Below are 19,049 nucleotides of genomic sequence, written 5' to 3' on the forward strand. Positions count from 1 at the left end.
GAGACAGGAGTCGAATCAGCTAGCTCAACGCCAGAGAATCAGGCGTTGAATTCAGTTTGAATATGCAAAAAGGCACTCATCTAGGTACTCAGCTCGGGCTCGGGCTCGTCTTCACAAGGGAATGCGATTGAGGGCTACCTTCGGCGCTCTCAGCGGTAGGACAAAGGACAAAGCATCCTCACGGTGATATCCGAGCTGGTGAGCCTGTAGGTAGAGCTGAGACACCGCCGGTAACAGCTGCTTTCCTTGCCGGTGGCCCAAGGTTGGGCCATCATCCGTTCACGACCTAGCTTGAGTACTCAGTAAAAAGCACCACCCCTCGCTCAAGCGCCATCCAGAACAGAGAAAAATATGAGCAGTTATATCTTCAGTAGCATTGAGGCAAGCGCAGAAATTGAAGGTTTTCTGCATGAGCTGGCCGATTGGTGCGCACAAAAATTCGTACAGTGCTACATCATCGACAAGCCACTGATTGAAGTCAAAGGCAACTACGAATCAGACAAATGTTTCGCCATATTAATCCCAAAACGAAAGATCGTATTCGCAAGTTGCAGCACAGACGAAAACACCCTATCAGAATATGCCGATGATTTCGTTGAGGATATTGGCTACATCTCAACAAAATTCAACTACAAAGAAAAAATCGGTCGACCGAAGCGCTGGCAAAATGTTTTAACCTCTCAGAAGCCAAACGCCGAAAATCTATCAATAGCAGAATACCTTGAAGCGTCGGAACTAGACAATCCAGAAGAACAACGCCTTTCAGAATTGCTTGTTTCATTAGCCACCGGCAGCATTAACGACATCGAACGTGTCGGTGTAGAAGTACCTGAAAATGACCTCGATCGAATTAAGCGTAATATTTTGCTTTTCGATGGAGATCAGACTCGCTTCGTATATCAAGACTTGAAACAAAAAGAAGTCCGCATACAAGGTCTCTCAGGGACCGGCAAAACTGAGTTACTGCTTCACAAGCTTAAAGAGCTCTACGTTGCCGATGACAGTTCCAAAATTGCTGTCACGTGCCACAACAAAATTCTTGCCGCTAACCTTCGAGCAAGAATCCCGAAGTTCTTTAACTTCATGAAGGTTGAGCAGCAGATTGAATGGAACCATAGGCTTCTTTGTGTTCATGCATGGGGTTCATCTGGCCAGCCATATTCCGGCGCATACGCAGCTATTTGCAGCGCGTACGATATCCCCTGCCACCCCTGGTCACGCTCCATGGATTTTGACCGAGCTTGCTCACTGTCTTTAGAAGCACTGAAAGCGAAAGGTGGAACGGACGGAGTATATGCGTTCGATTACATGCTGATCGATGAAAGTCAAGATTTCCCCGAGAGTTTCTTTGTGCTATGCGAACTGGCAACAAAAAACTCTCTATTCATAGCCGGCGACATATTCCAAAGCATTTTCGACGAAAGAAAAAACGCCGGAGCTAAGGCGGAATTTACACTTAGCAAGTGCTACCGCACGGCACCCACTACGCTTATGTTCGCACAGGCGCTAGCTATGGGATACTTCGAAGACCGGAAACTTAACTGGCTAGACAACGACGATTTAGATGCTTGCGGCTACCAAAACCATACCGATCCGCACACGGGAGAGCTAATTCTCAAGCGCGAGCCTATCAGCAGATTTGAAGACATATCTCAAGAAAGCAGAAGCGTAGACTTAATTCGCTTAAATGGAGAGTATCGTCAGCAAAGCTGCCTGCAAATCATAGAATGCATAAGAGATATAAAAAGACAGTACCCCAACGTAACTGCAAATGATGTCGGTATGAATCGCCCCTGGTTTCGTAGACACCTCCAAGCCTCATAATGAGGCCCAAATAGGAGGTGCCATGAGTCGTCAGCGTTACCCCGAAGAATTCAAGATCGAAGCGGTCAAGCAAGTGACCGAGAAAGGCAAACCTGTCGCCGATGTCGCCCAGCGCCTGGGCATGTCCGTGCACAGTCTTTACGCCTGGATCAAGGTCTACAGCAAGCCCCAAGAGCAGCGTCAGCAAGACGACGATCAGCAGGCCGAACTGCGCAAGCTACGCGCTGAACTCAAGCGCGTGACGGAAGAGCGAGACATCTTAAAAAAGGCCGCCGCGTACTTTGCCAAGGAGTGCGGCTGAAGTACGCCTTCATCAAGAAGCACTCGACTGATTACCCGGTGCGGCGCCTTTGCCAAACCCTCAAGGTGCACCCCAGCGGCTATTACGCCTGGCTGGCCGAGCCTCAATCTGCCCGAGCAAAAGAAGATCAACGTCTGCTTGGCTTGATCAAACACGCTTGGCTGGAAAGCGGAGGTGTATACGGCTACCGCAAAATTCACGATGACCTGCGTGAGCTGGGAGAGGAATGCGGCCGAAATCGAGTCAGGCGCTTGATGCAGGCGGAGGGGCTGCGTTCTCAAACGGGCTATCGGCGGCGTCCAGGGTTCTATGGTGGAAAACCAACAGTGGCCTCGCCCAACCACCTCGCGCGGCAGTTCAAGGTAAGTGAGCCGAACAAGGTCTGGGTGACAGATATCACTTACATCCGCACCTATGAAGGGTGGCTCTACCTCGCGGTAGTGCTGGATCTGTTCTCACGCCAAGTAATTGGTTGGTCAATGAAGCCAAGGATGTGCAGCGACCTGGCTATCGACGCGATGTTGATGGCTGTTTGGCGACGCAAGCCTCAGCAGCAAGTTATGATTCACTCAGATCAAGGCAGTCAGTTCAGTAGCTCGGATTGGAAAAGCTTTTTGAAGGCCAACAATGTAATCAGCAGCATGAGCCGGCGGGGAAACTGCCACGACAATGCTGTAGCCGAGAGCTTTTTCCAGCTTTTGAAGCGAGAGCGAATCCGACGAAAGATCTACACAACCCGTGAAGAAGCCCGAAGTGATATTTTCGATTACATCGAGATGTTCTATAACCCTAAACGCCGACACAGCAGTGCTATGCAGCTGTCTCCAGTAGAGTATGAGAAACGCTATTTCCTGAGCTTGGAGAGTGTCTAGAAAACCAGGGGCGATTCAGTATTATCATGATCGACAAAGGAAAAGCAATTTACGAAATGTCTGACATGCTTGCTCAGATCATACCTAGAGAAGTCGGCTGGCCTGTTAACAAAGCCTATGAATCTGGTAATCCAAGCAAAGATGGAGAGCTTTTCCTCAGCAACACTAACCATGTGAAGGGCTTAGAGTTCCCATTTGTAATCTGCGTAACCTCCCACCTCTCGGAGTCATTCAATCATCGAAATGCACTCTACATGGCAATTACGAGGTCCTTCCTTAAGACGTATTTTTTAGTCCCGAATGGGGCTATGAATCAAACGCTCGACAGGATTCAGGAAGGTCTAGAAAAGATCTCCGAAAGCGGTGTATTGAGAGTCATGCCGCCACCAGCTGAAGAACAAGATCGAATTAGAGCCTCCGTCAAATGGCATGGCAGACTTAAATCTTTCGATGATCTCGCGTTAGACATTCTCACAGAACTGGGCACACCTGAATCTCAAGTCGCTCGTTATCTCAGTGCAATGAAGTCTCTCCTCGATCCTGATGCATCTAAAGTCGAGATCCACAAGCTTGCCCGTAAGCTTACGTCGGAATAGCTCGGCATGACGGTAAATATTTTCAAAGTGGACCAATATCAGACTGAAGCTTTCACTAAGGCCATACGCAGCAGGTTTGATATTTTGAGACTATGGATGGACTCAATAAAAGTAATCATCAACTACTTTCCACCGCATGAAGCTATTACTGCCGCAGAAATCCACATCCACAACTCCAGAATGAGTAGACTATTTTACTCCAGCGGCCCTAAAACTTTTTCCGTAGCCTTTCCATTTAGGGTTGAAGCCGATGCAGGCTCATTTACCGTAAAAACCATCTCCGGCATTGATATTGATAGTAGGCTATCCTCAGAAATACTACTGATAGCATCACTTCTGAAAAATAATGGCTTGATCAATGAGTGGACTCTAGCGGAACATTTCGAAAGCCAGGGTGGGGCTTCAAATGACTTTTGGCCTGTTCTGGCCGAGCTACTTGATGCAGAAGACGGATATCTGCGCTTCGACCATGACCCCGACAGACGAGATGGGCACAAACACCCCTTAGACCATGCCGACCTTTTTTATACCAATGGAGCCAGCTTCAAAATTGGACTGCATGAAAAAATTGCACTTGATGAAATTATAGACATACTCAACCGGGAAACAGACTGCCACTATCTTGGCCGAGTGACAGAGCGAAAATAGCGGACTTTAGCGCATCACTCGAAAATCCCAAATGGCTCGCGGCTTCTGCCCGCTCTCAAGCGAACTGCAACACGATTGGTTTGTTACACGGAGGGAGCGCCAAGGCGCTCCCCCTTATCTCTGGCAGCCCGATGTTTAGCCAATCATAGGGCGACGCTATCTTTTCTCAAACAAGCACCGGACTCCCCGACCTTGCTTGCAGCTCTCAGACTGGCTAAAAAATCTCGTTCGATGACCTTCCCGTCTCGAACGCTAGTGAAAGTCGCTTTTTTCATCCAGAGATGATCTTTTCTGCTCTTGTTAGGCACGACGGTGAGCATGATTTCCACTGCCGGGCTTCCTGAAAACACTCCGGAAACTTCAGGTTTATTGAACCGGAAAGTCAGCTCATTATCGTCTGTTGCAGTGTAAGCGCTCCATGAACCCCACCTAACCAACGATGGGCAGAGCACTCAGCTATGTATTTGAGGTGTGCAATTCCACGGCAGCAGCGCTTCGTAGTCTTCCACTGAGGCCGCATGCGGCAAGCGTTCCAGTGCGTGGCGCAGCCACGCATAGGGCTCTTGGCCGTTGGCTTTGGCCGTTTCTACCAAGCTGTAAAGTTGTGCGCTGGCAGTGGCACCTTTGGGCGTGTCACTGAACAACCAGTTCTTTCTGCCGATGACAAACGGGCGGATCGCTCGCTCGGCTGCGTTGTTGTCGATCGGTAAGCAGCCGTGCTCGACGTAGCGTTCCAACTTGCTCCAGTTGCTGGCCAAGTAGCCGATGGCCTTGCCCAAGGCATTCTGCGTCGTGACCTGAGGTTGCGTTTTCTCTACCCAGCTTTTCAGTTGAGCCAGCAATGGCAGGCTGCGCTCCATGCGGGCAGCCTTACGATCTTCATCGCTGCCGTCCTTAAGGTCGCGCTCGATGCCATACAGCTTGTTGATCAAATTCAGGGCGATGTCTGCGCGCCCGGTTTTACCCTTGGGCTGCACTTTCTGCGCTTCGACGAACTTGCGGCGTGCGTGCGCCCAACAGCCCAATCGCTCCACGCCGTCCTGCGCGGCCAGCGCGTTGTAACCGGCGTAGTCGTCGGTCATGACATAGCCGCGATAGCCATCCAACAGGCGCGTCGGCACCTCCTGCGCTCGGCTAGTGGCGTAGTCGAAAAGGATCACCGGGCGATCAGGTGGGCCGCCGGTTTGTACCCACATCCAGGATTGGCTGCTGAGCTCACGACCCGGCTCTTTCAACACCTGCACACGTGTTTCGTCACAGTGGATGATCCGACTGCTCAACAGGCTTTCGCGCATCAGATTCAGCAGCGGTTGGAAGTGCTCGCTGCATTGAATCACCCAGCGTGCCAAGGTTTGGCGCGAGATATCGATACCGTGGCGCCCCAACACTTTTTCGAAGCGATGAAGCGGCAAGCTGTCTACGTATTTGGTGGTGAGCAGCATGGCCAGCACACTCGGGCTAGCCATGCTCTTCTCGATCACCTGGGCAGGCTTGTCCGCCGTTACGGGCGCTGACTCGCAGTTGCGGCAGCCATACACCTTGCGAACATGTTTGATGACGCGAATCTGCATCGGGACGATTTCAAGCTGTTCGCTGACCTCTTCACCGATGGCATGTTTGCGGCAGCCACAAGCGCACGTCAGCTCATGCTCGGGCAGTTCGTGGACAACCTCGATACGCGGTAAATCAGCCGGCAGAGGTTTGCGTTTACCACGGCGCTTGGTCGGTGCAACGACTTCTTCATCGCCAGCCTCATCCAAGGGTTCTGCCAGGCTTTCCGCTTCGTCGAAGAGCGGCAACTGTGGCGTCGCCGCATCGCTTGTCTGCTCGGTCTTGCGCCCGAACAGGCGCTGGCGCAACAGCGCAACTTCCTCTTCGAGATGAACGATCTTGCCCTTGTCGGACGCGCGCTCGTTGATCATCTGCTCAAGCAGTTGCTTGAGCAGAACAGGATCGTCAGGGAGGTCTTCGGGCATGGAAATCATGCCGCGGATTATACCGAATCAGGCGACGTATCGAGGCGTCAAAACCTGATGCGGACGGTTGCGCCAGAGGTCGAAGCCGTCGAGTAGCCAGTTCAGTTCCTGAACGGTCAGTACGATGGCCACGTCAGTCGGATCGGGTGAGGTTTTGAACCGTTCGGAGTCCAGGCGTTTGAGCCAGAGGCAGAAGCCGTTGCGTTCCCAGTACAAGATCTTCACGCGGTTGCGCGGCTTGTTGAGAAAGACGAAAAGCACCGGGTCGAACACTGCCACTTTGATATCGAGTTCGACCAGCGCAGCCAGGCCATCGATGGACTTTCGGAAGTCGACGGGCTTGGGGTAGAGGTACACTTTTTCGACTTTGGCGTCGGGTCGCATCATGGTCGGCGAACTCCAGAAAGAAATCGGGAGCACAGCATCGGGGATTAGGTAAGCGCTTTGAATGTGGGGTTCATGGAGCGCTTACGTTGCAGTCACGCTCTGTTCGCTGGTGAGAGGAGCTCCCAGCTTCGCAGCGATTGGGAATCTGGCCGAGTACAAAGCTTTACCGTCGTGGACCTGTTTGGTGATATCCAGAAGATATTGCTCGCGATCCGAGGCGCTAGTAGGGGGCGCGCACTCCTCTCCCTCCGCAACGAAGTATTTCCCCTCAAAGGCGTAATCGCTCTGCCAGCACCCGGCAAGGGAGGCGGATGCCACAGCCAGCATCACCAGTTTCCATTTTTTCACACAGCACACTCCTTGATAACAATTTGCCATTATCACCTCTCCCCCTGTCTTGAGCCACCAGACGCGCCTAAGGCGTTGAGCTCCTTCACAAAAAGCTGGGCACGAAACTCGTCAAGGCTCAACAAGGCTGGCATCCAGTAGAGTCGGATGACTGGCCCTTCCGATGCCACAAATACCCGTCGTCTCACCGCCAGCCTCCAACTCCAGGAAGGAAACATTGCAGATAGAACGGCAAGATCCTTCATATCGGCATACATCATGGTTTGCCCTCGTCATTCCCTTCCCGGAGCTCAATCCACTCGGCAATGGCCCATAACCCCACGCCCAAAATTGCCAATCCGATTACCAGCCATGGAGGTACTAAGCGATTCGTTCCCAGCAAATACCCTCCCCCAGCGCATACAACCGTGATCAAAAGAGTCTTCATGCTCATCTCCTCTCCCAGTAGAGGGGGAAGCAAAACACCACTTGGCATGGTGTCATCGGGCCACGGAAAAAAATGCTCACTACCCCAAGTGGGAATCGAGGAGTTCGTGGCGGATCTCATAGGTAAGCCGGGGTGTATCAACAGTCCCCCAAAGCACGAGAGGGTGCGCCGATGATTCTCAGTGGTTTTTCGGAGATTTTCGCTGGGTAGTCACTGGTGTGGCGCAGGCTTGATTGGGTCTGGCGACGCCATGCCAATGGCAGGGCGAAGAACCAGTGACTCATCTCAGAGGAGCCTTAAAGGTGAGTCACTGGAACGGCAGTTGCGAGCTTGTGCGGCCAACTGCTTCGGCAACGCAAAAGCGGTGCCCCCAATTGAGTTGTTAGGGCGCCGCGAATGCATCTGTTGGTTTCTTTCGGAAATGGAGGGCTTGTACAGATGAGCCCCGCAAAAAGCGACGTCATCACCTGTACCAGGGCGGTCAGCGCCGCCCCCCTTGCCCGAACTCTAACGTCCGGCTTTCGGTGGGTTTAGCGATCTCACACCAGGGCTACCGGGCCGAAATGTGGGAATCGAGCTAGGCCCAACCGGATTGGCTGACGGTGGCATGGATGGAGGGGTTTCGTTGCCCGACTGAGTTTTAGAGCCACGCCTGCGCCCAGTCGAGGCCGCTCCCGCTATGCTAGCAATTCGGGAGCCCATCATGGCAAACCCAACCGCTTTCATACCTAGGCGTCCTACATCGCTGGCAGTTGCCACAGCGCCGGACAGGCTACCAGCCAACCCCCCCAACGATACACCTAGCATACTCGAAGTGATCCAGGTGGAAATGCCCAGTGATACAGCTGCAATAGCTGACATCAACCCACGAAGACCGTCATAGTCCGCTCCGACGCCTGACCACCCACTAGCAGCCCCCGCTTGGGCAACCGCAACAGCAGCCACCGTCTGGGACACCGCAACAGTGATCATCTGTGCGGTCATGACGGAGATGACCGGCAGCATCAGCAGCGACAGCCAATTGGTCAACATCCTACCGCCCCTGAGAGGCGCGAGCATCAAGAAGAACGGCGCGAGGAGTAACACAATCCAAAACAACCAGGCTGACATGATCACATAACCAGGTAACAGCGTTTGCAGATCAAGCCACCCGCTAAAGTTCTTCCACATCTGAGCCGCGGCTAAGAAGCTTCCAGCAACCTCACTATCCCCACGAGAGAGGCCCGCCGTTTTCTGCAATGAACCAGCCATGAATCGCTGCCAAGCTGTCGCTGTACTGACAGCCCCCACCTCAGCGCTTACTCTCTGCCCACCTGCTATAACCGCACCCGACTCGCGCAACGCCTGATACGCCTGCTCAGCGCCCATCTGGGCAATTTTGTATGCCTCGATGCAACTGGTGGGTCGAAACATTATTCCTTGATCGTCGCCGACGATAGCCGACTCCTGCCCTGGCACTGTGCTGATCGACAAGTAAGACGGCGTAGCTTGAGATTCCCCTGCAAGCTTGGCGGCCCAATGCGCTTGCGTTGGCAGGGCATAGCGGTCCCCCATGAACGGCCCGGCAGATTCAAGAGCACGAATACCGGCCTCACGACGCGACTGGATAGCTCTCTGGTCAAGCACCTGACCCAGACTAGCTCGGGCAGCCCCGCCGCCTAACAGATAAGCTCCCCAACCTCCATTTTCTTCGGCTGAACCGAACACATATGTCCACGCGCCGCCAATAGCGGTGCGTGCTTGTGCTATCACGCCGACTTCTTCATCCGGTATCCCCAAGCCACCACCGCCGAGCAGCCCTATAGACTGCAAAGCTTCGACTTTGGCCGCGTGCTCGGGACCGGCAAGCTCCGCCGGCGCCGGGGCACAACTAGCGTTGTAATCTCTAATCAACCGAGCCAAATCACTGCCGGCAAACACTTCGGCTGATCGACCTACCATGTTGTCAATCGCGGACTGCGCGGGGACGATTGTCCCTGCCACTGTTTGATCACTAAGAACCTGATCAAAAGCCTGTCTGTAGATTTTGTGAATCGTCATCACGAAACTGAGCGGCACCGCCTGAGCCTCAACCAACCGGACCGTTGCTCCGCTTGGAAGGGTTACGGTCACCGGTCTCATTCCGTACGCTACAACCAGGAAAATCATAATTCCGGACAACAACGTTCGCGCCGCGCCCTGTCCCACGCGCAATGCAACAAGCAGCATCCACCCAAAACCAACCGCAACGATAAGCGCGTTGCTGGTTTCGTTGAATGCAACAAATAGCGGCTCGGTGGCAGTCAGGATCGTCAACGCAACGTTTTCCCACAGCCCGAATACCCAATTGAATCCGGCGAAATCCTCAGCCGTGCCAATGCTCATCATGCCGCCCGCCGACAGATGATCCAACTACGCAGAGCCAAGGCACACCGGACAGCCCAAAGGAATACCCACAGGACACCGAAGACCACGCCCAACAGAATGAAATACTGCGCAGTCGGAGCGGCTAAGAGGCTTCCGGTGAGCTGGACCGCATCATATTGGGCGAGTACGAGTTGCCCGTATGGTGGAAAAATTGATGCGGCGATCAGATGCAGAACGCAAAGAACGGGGCCTAGGAGCAATCCCAGCCGACCCGCCCACCTGGTAAGGAATGGCATACGCACCTGAACCCAGTCCAAAAAAATCGCGAATTTCATCGTCACATCACTCCAGTGATAAAGGATACGTATCGATCCTATGAATCCACTGGCTTCGGTTCTACCGAACCCTATGTAGTTACTGCTACTGGTTCTGCTCGCGCCCCGTGCCCGCTATGTAACGCTCGTAAACGTCGCGCTACATAGCGGGCACCATCGACCGGTTTGATTTCGCGCAACAAATACAACGCAGCGCAGTTGCGTTGTTTGCCCGCCCCCGTTTTCGTAAGCTGATCAGGAACCAAACCGCACTGCCCGGCAGTCGTTACCCGTGTGATTCGTGGGTTGCGACAGTGGCAGGGGGCTCAGCCTGCGTCATCGCGGGCATTAGCCCATCGGCCACACCTGCGTCATCGCGTGTGTGCCCGGCCCAACGCCGACTACGTATCGGGACCATCAACGACCAATCACTTGAGGAGTGAAGACAACCCAACATGGTCAGCCAGACCCAATGGCAGCCGAACCTGAGCGGACACTCAGGAACTCACTCGGAGAATCCGAGTAGGCGTGAACAGTCCCCGCCTGCATCTCATGCTAAGGGGGGCGAACAGGCACACAACGAACCATCTCCGGATGGTGTGTCGCTGAACCGGCAACGGTCAGGAGTTCTTACACCTGATAGAGAGAATCCCATGAGCGAATTCGATGCGCAGAGCATTACTGCACGCCTCAAGGCCGAATCAAGGATTCGGAGAAAACCCCGAACTTATGCCCAGCGTCGCTCATTGTTGGATAACTATAAATACGAGCTGTTGCAGCTTGATTCAGCAGGCTGCAATGGCACCGAACTGCAACGCTGGATAGCGGAAAGAGGTATCAAGATTCAACGCTCTACAGTGCACCGATGGCTACATCGGAATCGCCTGAGTGGCTAAGTTTGCCAAGCCTACAACGCAAGCTGCATCCGTGATGAAAAAGCTCCAGGGCACCCAAATTCGATCCGTGGGCACTGTCCGTAACTACGAGCAGCGGTTGGTACGCATCACCGCTTACCTACAGCAGCATCGCTTAGGCAGCCTCCGCGAAATGACCCCTGATCGCGCGATTAGCTACCTCCAGCAAAGGGCGACGACCGTGGGTCAGAAAACACTCGATATGGAGCGTCAGGCTCTCCAGGCCATGATGCAACACGTCACCCTACAACTGCCGATAGGCCGGTCTCTGGAAGTAATTAAAAGCAGCGCGACCGCTCGCACCAGCACGAAGCAGCACCCGACTTTGGGTCGCCGTTTGGCCAACCAAACACGAGCATATAACCGCGAGCAGATGACGCTGATCGCCTCTCGGCAAGCTCCTCACAACTCGCTTGCGACAGAGATTGCATACGCAGCGGGTCTCCGTGCTCATGAATTGCTGAGTCTCCAAAGAACTCATCGCCGTGTAGCGGATGAACGTCCAACGCACGGGATGAAATTTGCAGGAATTCGGGAAACTACGATCAGCTACACCGTTCACGGTAAAGGTGGACTAGTTCGCGAGGTGCGTATCCCGATTCCACTGGCTCAACGATTAGAAAGGACCCGGCTGGCGGCACCACGGGGCGTAACGGATCGCGGCATCAACTACCAGCAATTCTATGCAATTGGCGGCGGCCAGCCTTGGAGCAAAAGCGTCAGCACTGCCTCGAAGGAAGCTCTCGGCTGGTCAAATGGCGCACATGGATTACGCCACACGTACGCTCAAGAGCGAATGGCTTCGCTACAACGTCATCTCCCACGGAAACAAGCCTTGGAGGTGGTCTCACAGGAACTAGGCCATTTCCGCCCTGAGATTACCGAGGTCTATCTGCGTTGAGCACCACTATCGATCCAACCCTGATTCACAGCTGCCTTCTCTTCGTTTTAGGTGCGTCGCTCATTCTAATTGTCGTGCTCCTCCTCCTACTCATCGAGAGCAAAAAAGCTATAGCGCAAACTGAAACGTTGCTGGATGCCAGCACTCAGCGACAGCTAGCTCTGCACAAAGAACAAGGCGAAGAAATTGAAGCTCTCGAACAACTGCACCTTGAGCGCTTAGCTGCGTAAGCGTACGGGGAATACGCCTTGCGTAGATCAGCCAGGCATCCTGGGAAATTGCACCTCTCTTGACCAAGCGTTTGCATTGCACTTGACCACCTGTTGGCATCGGATTTGACCAGCCAATTGCATTGGATCTGACCACTCAAAGCACGGCGTAACTGAATAGCTACAAAAACGATGTGGGCGGCATCATCTGCGGCGTGCCATCAATGATGCACATCCAGCCCCAGGTTTTGAGTGCTGGAGTCTTGTTGAACTCTTTCACCAAATCGGCGGCGATCTGCCCTATGTCGATCTGCAGTGCGAACTGCGGCCGCATCGCGTGCATAACATCTACCCCCACATCGCCGGCCAGAAGTTCGCACATCAGTCTGGTGCGTAGCTTCCAAGGAGTTCTTTCCGCGTCGTTCCGGATGCTGAAAGACCATGGTGTCCAGATGGGCCGACGCGCGGCAGTTGGTCGAAGAACGCCAGTGAGCCTGCGCCCAGGGTTGCCGTGAAGGCAGCCGGCAAGCTGAACTTCACCACAACCGACCAATCAGTCTGCTGGGCCATCAGCCCGAGCTTAAAAAGATTGTTGGCGAAGTGCACCACGGCGGTGGCCGCAATAGCGAGCTGCAAGGGGAAGAAAAGGGCAAATACTGGCATCAGCGCTGTCCCTTGACCGAAGCCAGAGAGCAACGTCAGCCCTGAAGCCAGCAGTGCCGCAAAGCCGATCAGAATGAGTTCCATGATGGTCGACCTCAATTATCGATTTACGCTATCGTACATCGATAATTTCATCCAACCCTGTCACAGATCAAGTAATGACCATGACTGAGATCACCAAGACTGACCGTAGCCCTTGGGCTGTTTTTTTGATCTTCCTCTGCTTGGGGCTCACCTCCTTCGGCGGCCCAATCGCACACCTGGGCTATTTCCGCGATGAGTTCGTGGTGCGTCGACAATGGTTGAGCGAGCGCAGCTATGCGGATCTTGTCGCCCTTTGCCAGTTTCTGCCAGGGCCGGCCAGCAGCCAGGTCGGTATCGCGCTCGGTCTGTCGCGCTCTGGCTATCGCGGCGCGCTGGCCGCGTGGCTGGGCTTCACCTTGCCCTCCGCAATTGCCCTGATCCTCTTCGCACTCGGCATCGCCAGTTATGGTGATGCCATGCCTGCTGGCGTGCTGCACGGTTTGAAGGTGGTGGCCGTGGCAGTGGTCGCCCAGGCGGTCTGGGGCATGGCGCGCAATCTGTGTCCCGATGCACCGCGTATTTCCATCATGGCGGCGGCGACCTGCTTCGTGCTGCTCATACCCTCTGCCTGGGGGCAAGTGAGTGTCATCATCCTTGCAGCCATCGTCGGCCTGCTGCTGTTCAAACCGCAACAGGGAGAGGCCCATGATCCACTGCCGATCAGCGTGCGGCGTCGCGTTGGCCTGTTCTGGCTGGCGCTGTTCTTTGCTCTTCTGCTGGGGCTGCCGTTGCTAGCAGCTGTGTTCCCGAATCAGACATTGGCGATGGTGGATGCCTTCTACCGCGCCGGCTCGCTGGTATTCGGTGGCGGGCATGTCGTGCTGCCGCTGTTGCAAGCTGAGGTCGTACCAACAGGCTGGGTCGACAATGATGCATTCCTCGCGGGCTATGGTGCGGCGCAGGCCGTGCCGGGGCCTCTGTTCACCTTTGCAGCCTTTCTCGGCGCCTCGATGAACCAAGCACCAACTGGCTGGCTTGGCGGCCTGATCTGCCTTCTGGCGATCTTTGCGCCGTCTTTCCTGCTGGTGGTGGGTGCCCTGCCGTTCTGGGAACACCTGCGCCGTAACCTGCGCACGCAGGCTGCACTGCTCGGCATCAATGCGGCCGTGGTCGGCCTGCTGCTGGCTGCTCTCTACCAGCCCGTGTGGACGAGTGCGATTCATGGCCCGCAAGACTTCGGCCTGGCCCTTGTGGCACTGGTGGCGTTGATGTTCTGGAAGCTGCCGCCGTGGCTGGTCGTGCTGGGCAGCGGTATCCTAGGCGGGCTGTTGAGCATTGCCCTGTGAGAGGCGGCGAATGACCGACAAAGACCTCTACGGCGGGTTGATCCGCCTGCACATCCTGCACCACGCCGCCGAGGCTCCCATCTTCGGGCTGGCCATCATCGAAGAGTTGCGACACCACGGCTACGAGCTTAGCGCGGGCACGCTGTATCCGATGCTGCACGGTCTGGAAAAGAAAGGTTATCTGCGCTCGCACCATGAGCGTACCGGGCGCCGTGAGCGACGCATGTACGAGATTACCGATGAAGGCCGAGTCGCGTTGGCGGATGCCAAAGTCAAGGTCAGGGAGTTGTTCGGAGAGTTAATCGAAGGGCGCTGATGGCCTTATCCGGAGTGCCTGCGGCCAGCTACTTGCTTTCATGACCGCGCACTGACCGAAAGCAGTGGTCTATTAGCTACGTCCGCTTTTGGCCGATTCTGTTAAAAAAGTCGACCATGGTTTCCGCAGCAGAAAAGTATGCGTCCGAGATTGAAATCTTTACTTTCGGCAGAGGCTTCCGGACTCAGATTTCACGTAGCAGTGTGCAAAAAAGGCGTTTTAACCAGTCAATGACCGGGCTGTTTGGGCGAACCGACTTTTTCAACAGAGTCGGTCGATTTCTGCCGGTCAGGGCGTACCCGTGCGCGGTTCAAATTCGATGCAAACAACTGGTCAAGTCGAGTGCAAACGGGTGGTCAAGTCCATGCAATTACGCAGCATCCACTGATGCGGCAGTAGATGTTCGATCTCACTAGCTGTAACGGCTCGCGTTTGAAAACGGCCGGGCTCGCAATCGATGCAATTTCCAGCTCAGATTAACTGCGGCTGACGAAGCCCTCGGGCTCACATTAGCTGCGAGCGAGCTTGCATTCAGCCGCGCCGGCTTGCATTTAATCTCAATGGGCTCACGCTTTCTGCAACTGAACGCCCCTCGCTCAGACCGTCCAATAAACCAGGGTTTGTTGGACGGCCGTCTCTCAGCAGGCAACTGTCGTTTTCAGAAGACGACCGCACCATCTGACTGGATGTAACGCCTGGTGTGCATACGGCTCCTGACAGCCCAATATCAGGAGTCGTCTGCACCAATCTCGACTATGCTCAATACTCGTGTGCACCAAAGCGAGGTTTGGGCATGACATCAGACACTCCACCGATTGCCGCGCAAGGCGTGGCCACCCTGCCCGACGAGGCATGGGCGCAAGCCCGGCACCGGACGGAAATCATCGGGCCACTGGCAGCGCTTGAGGTGGTCGGGCATGAAGCCGCCGATGAGGCAGCCCAAGCGCTGGGCCTGTCCCGGCGACAGGTATATGTCCTGATCCGTCGCGCCCGGCAGGGTACTGGCCTGGTAACAGACCTGACGCCCGGCCGATCCGGCGGCGGCAAAGGCAAGGGGCGCTTGCCGGAACCGGTCGAGCGCATCATCCGCGAGCTGCTGCAAAAGCGCTTCCTGACCAAGCAGAAACGCAGCCTGGCGGCGTTCCACCGCGAAGTCGCGCAGGCGTGCAAAACCCAGAAGCTGCCGGTGCCGGCGCGCAACACCGTGGCCCAGCGGATTGCCGGACTACACCCGGCGAAAATAGCCCGCAGCCGGGGCGGGCAGGACGCTGCCCGTCCCTTGCAAGGCGCGGGTGGCATTCCGCCCGAAGTCACCATGCCGCTGGAACAGGTGCAGATCGACCACACCGTCATCGACCTGATCGTGGTCGACGAGCGCGACCGGCAACCGATTGGCCGCCCATATTTGACCCTCGCCATCGACGTGTTCACGCGCTGCGTACTCGGCATGGTGGTCACGCTGGAAGCGCCGTCCGCCGTCTCGGTCGGCCTATGCCTCGCGCATGCCGCCTGCGACAAGCGGCCCTGGCTGGAAGGGCTGAATGTGGAAATGGACTGGCCGATGAGCGGCAAGCCCAGGCTGCTCTATCTGGACAACGCGGCCGAGTTCAAAAGCGAAGCGCTGCGCCGTGGCTGCGAACAGCATGGCATCCGGCTGGACTATCGCCCACCAGGCCAGCCGCACTACGGCGGCATCGTGGAACGGATCATCGGCACGGCGATGCAGATGATCCACGACGAATTACCGGGGACGACCTTCTCCAATCCCGGCCAGCGCGGCGAGTACGATTCCGAGAAGATGGCCACCCTGACGCTGCGCGAGCTGGAGCGCTGGCTCGCGTTGGCGGTAGGCACCTATCACGGCTCCGTGCACAACGGCCTGCTCCAGCCGCCGGCCGCGCGCTGGGCCGAGGCCGTGGAGCGCGTTGGCGTCCCGGCCGTCGTTACCCGCCCCACCGCGTTTTTGGTCGATTTCCTGCCGGTGATCCGCCGCACCCTGACCCGCACCGGCTTTGTCATCGACCACATCCACTACTACGCCGACGCCCTCAAGCCGTGGATTGCCCGGCGCGAGCGCTTGCCCGCCTTCCTGATCCGGCGCGATCCGCGCGACATCAGCCGCATCTGGGTACTGGAACCGGAAGGTCAGCACTATCTGGAGATCCACTACCGCACCTTGTCCCATCCGGCCGTCACCCTCTGGGAACAACGCCAGGCGCTGGCCAAATTGCGTCAGCTCGGGCGCGAGCAGGTGGACGAGTCGGCGCTGTTCCGCATGATCGGGCAGATGCGCGAGATCGTGACCACCGCCCAGAAGGCCACGCGCAAGGCGCGGCGCGACGCTGATCGCCGCCAGCACCTCAAGACGTCGGAGCCACCGGCCAAGCCCATACCGCCGGATGTGGACATGGCTGACCCGCAGGCAGACAACCTGCCGCCGGCCAAACCGTTCGATCAGATCGAGGAGTGGTAGCCGTGGACGAATATCCCGTCATTGACCTGTCCCACCTGCTGCCAGCGGCACAGGGTTTGGCCAGGCTGCCGGCAGACGAGCGCATCCAGCGCATTCGCGCCGACCGCTGGATCGGCTACCCGCGCGCGGTCGAGGCGCTGAACCGGCTGGAAACTCTGTATGCGTGGCCGAACAAGCAACGCATGCCAAACCTGCTGCTGGTCGGCCCCACCAACAACGGCAAGTCGATGATCGTCGAGAAATTCCGGCGGGCGCACCCGGTCGGCACCGACGCTGACCAAGAACATATCCCGGTGCTGGTCGTGCAGATGCCGTCAGAGCCATCGGTGATCCGCTTCTATGTCGCGCTGCTGGCTGCGATGGGCGCGCCGCTGCGCCCGCGCCCACGGCTGCCGGAAATGGAGCAACTGGCGCTGGCCCTGCTGCGCAAGGTCGGCGTGCGCATGCTGGTGATCGACGAACTGCACAATGTACTGGCTGGCAACAGCGTTAACCGGCGCGAGTTCCTCAACCTGCTGCGCTTCCTCGGCAACGAGCTGCGTATCCCCCTGGTCGGGGTCGGCACGCGCGAGGCGTACCTGGCCATCCGTTCGGACGATCAGTTGGAAAACCGCTTCGAGCCGATGCTGCTGCCGCCGTGGGAGGCCAATGAGGACTGCTGCTCGCTGCTGGCCAGCTTCGCGGCGTCACTCCCGCTACGGCGGCCATCCCCGATTGCCACGCTGGACATGGCCCGCTACCTGCTCACCCGGAGCGAAGGCACCATCGGCGAGCTTGCACATCTGCTGGTGGCGGCGGCCGTCGCCGCCGTGGAGAGTGGCGAGGAAGCGATCAACCACCGCACGCTCAGCATGGCCGACTACATCGGCCCCAGTGAGCGGCGGCGACAGTTCGAGCGGGAACTGATGTGAAGTCCGCGCCGCGCTGGCCGCTGCATCCGGCACCCAAGGAAGGCGAAGCCCTGTCCTCATGGCTCAACCGGGTCGCCGCCTGCTACCAGATGGACGTGCACGAGCTGCTGGCCCACGATCTTGGTCACAGCCAACTTGATGACCTGGATACCGCACCATCCTTGTCGTTGCTGACGGCGCTCTGCCAGCGCAGTGGCGTCGAGCTGGAGCGGTTGCGCAGCATGAGTCTTGCAGGCTGGGTGCCGTGGCTGCTCGACAGTCTCGACGATTCGGTACCAGCAGCCTTGGAAACCTATACATTCCAATGCGCGGTGCTCCTGCCCAAGCGCACCCGCAAGGTGCGGTCCATCACTCGCTGGCGTGCCTGGCTACCGAGCCAGACGATTCGCCGGGCGTGTCCGCAGTGTCTGAACGATCCAACGAATCAAGCTGTGCTACTCGTCTGGCAGCTCCCCTTGATGCTGAGCTGCCCGCAGCATGGCTGCTGGCTGGAGTCCTACTGGGGCATGCCCGGCCGGTATCTTCAGTGGGAAATCGCCGATGCTGCGCCGCGCCCTGCCGATGACGCAATCGCCTGCATGGACCGGCGCACCTGGCAGGCGCTGACGACGGGTTTTGTGGAGCTGCCGCGTCGGCGTGTCCACGCCGGCTTGTGGTTCCGGCTGCTGCGCACCCTGCTTGATGAGCTGAACACGCCGCTCTCGCACTGCGGCAGTTGCTCGGCGAGCATCCGCCATGTCTGGGAGCGCTGCGGCCATCCGCTGCGCGCCGGGCAGAGTCTGTGGCGTCCCTACGAGATTCTGGCCCCGGCGGTGCAGTGGCAGATGCTGGAGGCGGCGGCCACCGCCATCACGCTGATCGAGTCAAAGGCGCTGATCCCGCGCGGGGAACAGGCCGCGCTGTTTCAGACGGAGCCGCACACTGGTTTCACCAACGGCCTGCCGGCGAAGGTGCCGAAGCCGGAACCCATCAACCACTGGCAACGAGCAGCCCAGGCCATCGATGAGGCCATCATTGAAGCGCGACACAACCCGGAGACGGCCCGCTTGCTGTTCACACTGGCGTCCTACGGGCGACGCGACCCCGAATCCCTGGAACGTTTGCGCACCACGTTCACCAAGGAGGGCATCCCGCCGGAGTTTTTGTCACATTACGAGCCTGAATGGCCGTTTGCAGGTCTTAGACTAAATGACGGGTTAAGTGACAGTTTTTGACGGCGAGAACTTTCTGGCTCACACTGTCACATAATCGAA

The 19,049-nt window shown here is 56.7% G+C and carries 19 protein-coding genes; 12 read left to right on the plus strand and 7 right to left on the minus strand.

Annotation, left to right across the window (positions count from 1 at the left end; genetic code table 11):
- Positions 1-351: 351 nt before the first annotated feature.
- The 4 genes from IEC33019_RS13945 (at position 352) to IEC33019_RS13960 (ending at position 4,241) form a co-directional block, all read left to right on the plus strand.
- Positions 352-1,824: an AAA family ATPase gene (locus tag IEC33019_RS13945; RefSeq protein ID WP_099593648.1), complete on the plus strand. Its 1,473-nt coding sequence runs from the start codon at positions 352-354 to the stop codon at positions 1,822-1,824.
- 22 nt (positions 1,825-1,846) lie between these two features.
- A protein-coding gene (locus tag IEC33019_RS13950; protein ID WP_087535084.1) for an IS3 family transposase occupies positions 1,847-2,997 on the plus strand; the annotation gives its coding sequence in 2 pieces (ribosomal slippage) (positions 1,847-2,081 and positions 2,081-2,997; 1,152 coding nt in all).
- A 26-nt stretch (positions 2,998-3,023) separates the two neighbouring features.
- Positions 3,024-3,593, plus strand: a complete 570-nt coding sequence (locus IEC33019_RS13955) for an ATP-binding domain-containing protein (protein WP_099593650.1) — start codon at positions 3,024-3,026, stop codon at positions 3,591-3,593.
- 6 nt (positions 3,594-3,599) lie between these two features.
- Entirely contained in the window at positions 3,600-4,241 is a 642-nt protein-coding gene (locus IEC33019_RS13960; RefSeq protein ID WP_099593652.1) for a hypothetical protein, read from the plus strand.
- A 143-nt stretch (positions 4,242-4,384) separates the two neighbouring features.
- Here the strand turns inward: IEC33019_RS13960 and IEC33019_RS13965 are convergent, their stop codons facing one another.
- From IEC33019_RS13965 to IEC33019_RS13990, 5 genes are all read right to left on the minus strand, one after another.
- Positions 4,385-4,570, minus strand: coding sequence for a hypothetical protein (locus IEC33019_RS13965; RefSeq protein WP_216641841.1), 186 nt, complete (start codon positions 4,568-4,570; stop codon positions 4,385-4,387).
- 123 nt (positions 4,571-4,693) lie between these two features.
- Positions 4,694-6,226: an IS66 family transposase gene (gene tnpC / locus IEC33019_RS13970; RefSeq protein ID WP_070091772.1), complete on the minus strand. Its 1,533-nt coding sequence runs from the start codon at positions 6,224-6,226 to the stop codon at positions 4,694-4,696.
- Positions 6,227-6,244: 18 nt separating this feature from the next.
- Complete coding sequence (gene tnpB / locus IEC33019_RS13975; protein ID WP_054913089.1) at positions 6,245-6,604, minus strand: IS66 family insertion sequence element accessory protein TnpB; 360 nt, start codon at positions 6,602-6,604, stop codon at positions 6,245-6,247.
- Between the two features lie 81 nt (positions 6,605-6,685).
- Positions 6,686-6,952, minus strand: a complete 267-nt coding sequence (locus IEC33019_RS13980; RefSeq protein ID WP_216641842.1) for a hypothetical protein — start codon at positions 6,950-6,952, stop codon at positions 6,686-6,688.
- A gap of 934 nt (positions 6,953-7,886) precedes the next feature.
- The gene (locus tag IEC33019_RS13990) at positions 7,887-9,746 is read right to left on the minus strand and encodes a hypothetical protein (protein WP_225521601.1); all 1,860 of its coding nucleotides are present in this window, start codon (positions 9,744-9,746) and stop codon (positions 7,887-7,889) included.
- Positions 9,747-10,692: 946 nt separating this feature from the next.
- Here IEC33019_RS13990 and IEC33019_RS14000 point away from each other — a divergent pair.
- From IEC33019_RS14000 to IEC33019_RS27370, 3 genes are read left to right on the plus strand one after another with little or no spacing between them, the layout of a single operon-like run.
- Positions 10,693-10,935: a hypothetical protein gene (locus tag IEC33019_RS14000; RefSeq protein ID WP_099593658.1), complete on the plus strand. Its 243-nt coding sequence runs from the start codon at positions 10,693-10,695 to the stop codon at positions 10,933-10,935.
- Positions 10,928-11,854, plus strand: coding sequence for a site-specific integrase (locus IEC33019_RS14005; protein WP_247846873.1), 927 nt, complete (start codon positions 10,928-10,930; stop codon positions 11,852-11,854). Before IEC33019_RS14000 ends, IEC33019_RS14005 begins: the two co-directional genes overlap by 8 nt.
- On the plus strand, positions 11,851-12,084 hold the full coding sequence (locus tag IEC33019_RS27370) for a hypothetical protein (RefSeq protein WP_157765889.1): 234 nt from the start codon (positions 11,851-11,853) through the stop codon (positions 12,082-12,084). The genes IEC33019_RS14005 and IEC33019_RS27370 overlap by 4 nt, the downstream gene beginning before the upstream one ends.
- A 160-nt stretch (positions 12,085-12,244) precedes the next feature.
- On the opposite strand, the gene IEC33019_RS14015 is transcribed toward IEC33019_RS27370, so the two are convergent.
- Both IEC33019_RS14015 and IEC33019_RS27825 read right to left on the minus strand, forming a co-directional pair.
- Positions 12,245-12,445: a hypothetical protein gene (locus IEC33019_RS14015; protein ID WP_016711371.1), complete on the minus strand. Its 201-nt coding sequence runs from the start codon at positions 12,443-12,445 to the stop codon at positions 12,245-12,247.
- Positions 12,445-12,810, minus strand: a complete 366-nt coding sequence (locus tag IEC33019_RS27825; RefSeq protein ID WP_013970866.1) for a hypothetical protein — start codon at positions 12,808-12,810, stop codon at positions 12,445-12,447. Before IEC33019_RS27825 ends, IEC33019_RS14015 begins: the two co-directional genes overlap by 1 nt.
- An 80-nt stretch (positions 12,811-12,890) precedes the next feature.
- Here IEC33019_RS27825 and chrA point away from each other — a divergent pair, with 80 nt between their 5' ends.
- The 5 genes from chrA (at position 12,891) to IEC33019_RS14055 (ending at position 19,010) form a co-directional block, all read left to right on the plus strand.
- Positions 12,891-14,096: a chromate efflux transporter gene (gene chrA / locus IEC33019_RS14025; RefSeq protein WP_029380191.1), complete on the plus strand. Its 1,206-nt coding sequence runs from the start codon at positions 12,891-12,893 to the stop codon at positions 14,094-14,096.
- 10 nt (positions 14,097-14,106) lie between these two features.
- A complete protein-coding gene (locus tag IEC33019_RS14030) occupies positions 14,107-14,412 on the plus strand; it encodes a PadR family transcriptional regulator (protein WP_009405714.1) in 306 nt (101 codons plus the stop codon).
- 793 nt (positions 14,413-15,205) lie between these two features.
- Entirely contained in the window at positions 15,206-16,885 is a 1,680-nt protein-coding gene (locus IEC33019_RS14045) for a Mu transposase C-terminal domain-containing protein (protein ID WP_003465068.1), read from the plus strand.
- Positions 16,886-16,887: 2 nt separating this feature from the next.
- The gene (locus tag IEC33019_RS14050) at positions 16,888-17,796 is read left to right on the plus strand and encodes a TniB family NTP-binding protein (RefSeq protein ID WP_003465065.1); all 909 of its coding nucleotides are present in this window, start codon (positions 16,888-16,890) and stop codon (positions 17,794-17,796) included.
- On the plus strand, positions 17,793-19,010 hold the full coding sequence (locus IEC33019_RS14055; RefSeq protein WP_014754502.1) for a TniQ family protein: 1,218 nt from the start codon (positions 17,793-17,795) through the stop codon (positions 19,008-19,010). Before IEC33019_RS14050 ends, IEC33019_RS14055 begins: the two co-directional genes overlap by 4 nt.
- Positions 19,011-19,049: the final 39 nt, after the last annotated feature.

Origin of the sequence: Pseudomonas putida (genome assembly GCF_002741075.1) — a bacterium.
GTDB lineage: Bacteria > Pseudomonadota > Gammaproteobacteria > Pseudomonadales > Pseudomonadaceae > Aquipseudomonas > Aquipseudomonas putida_T.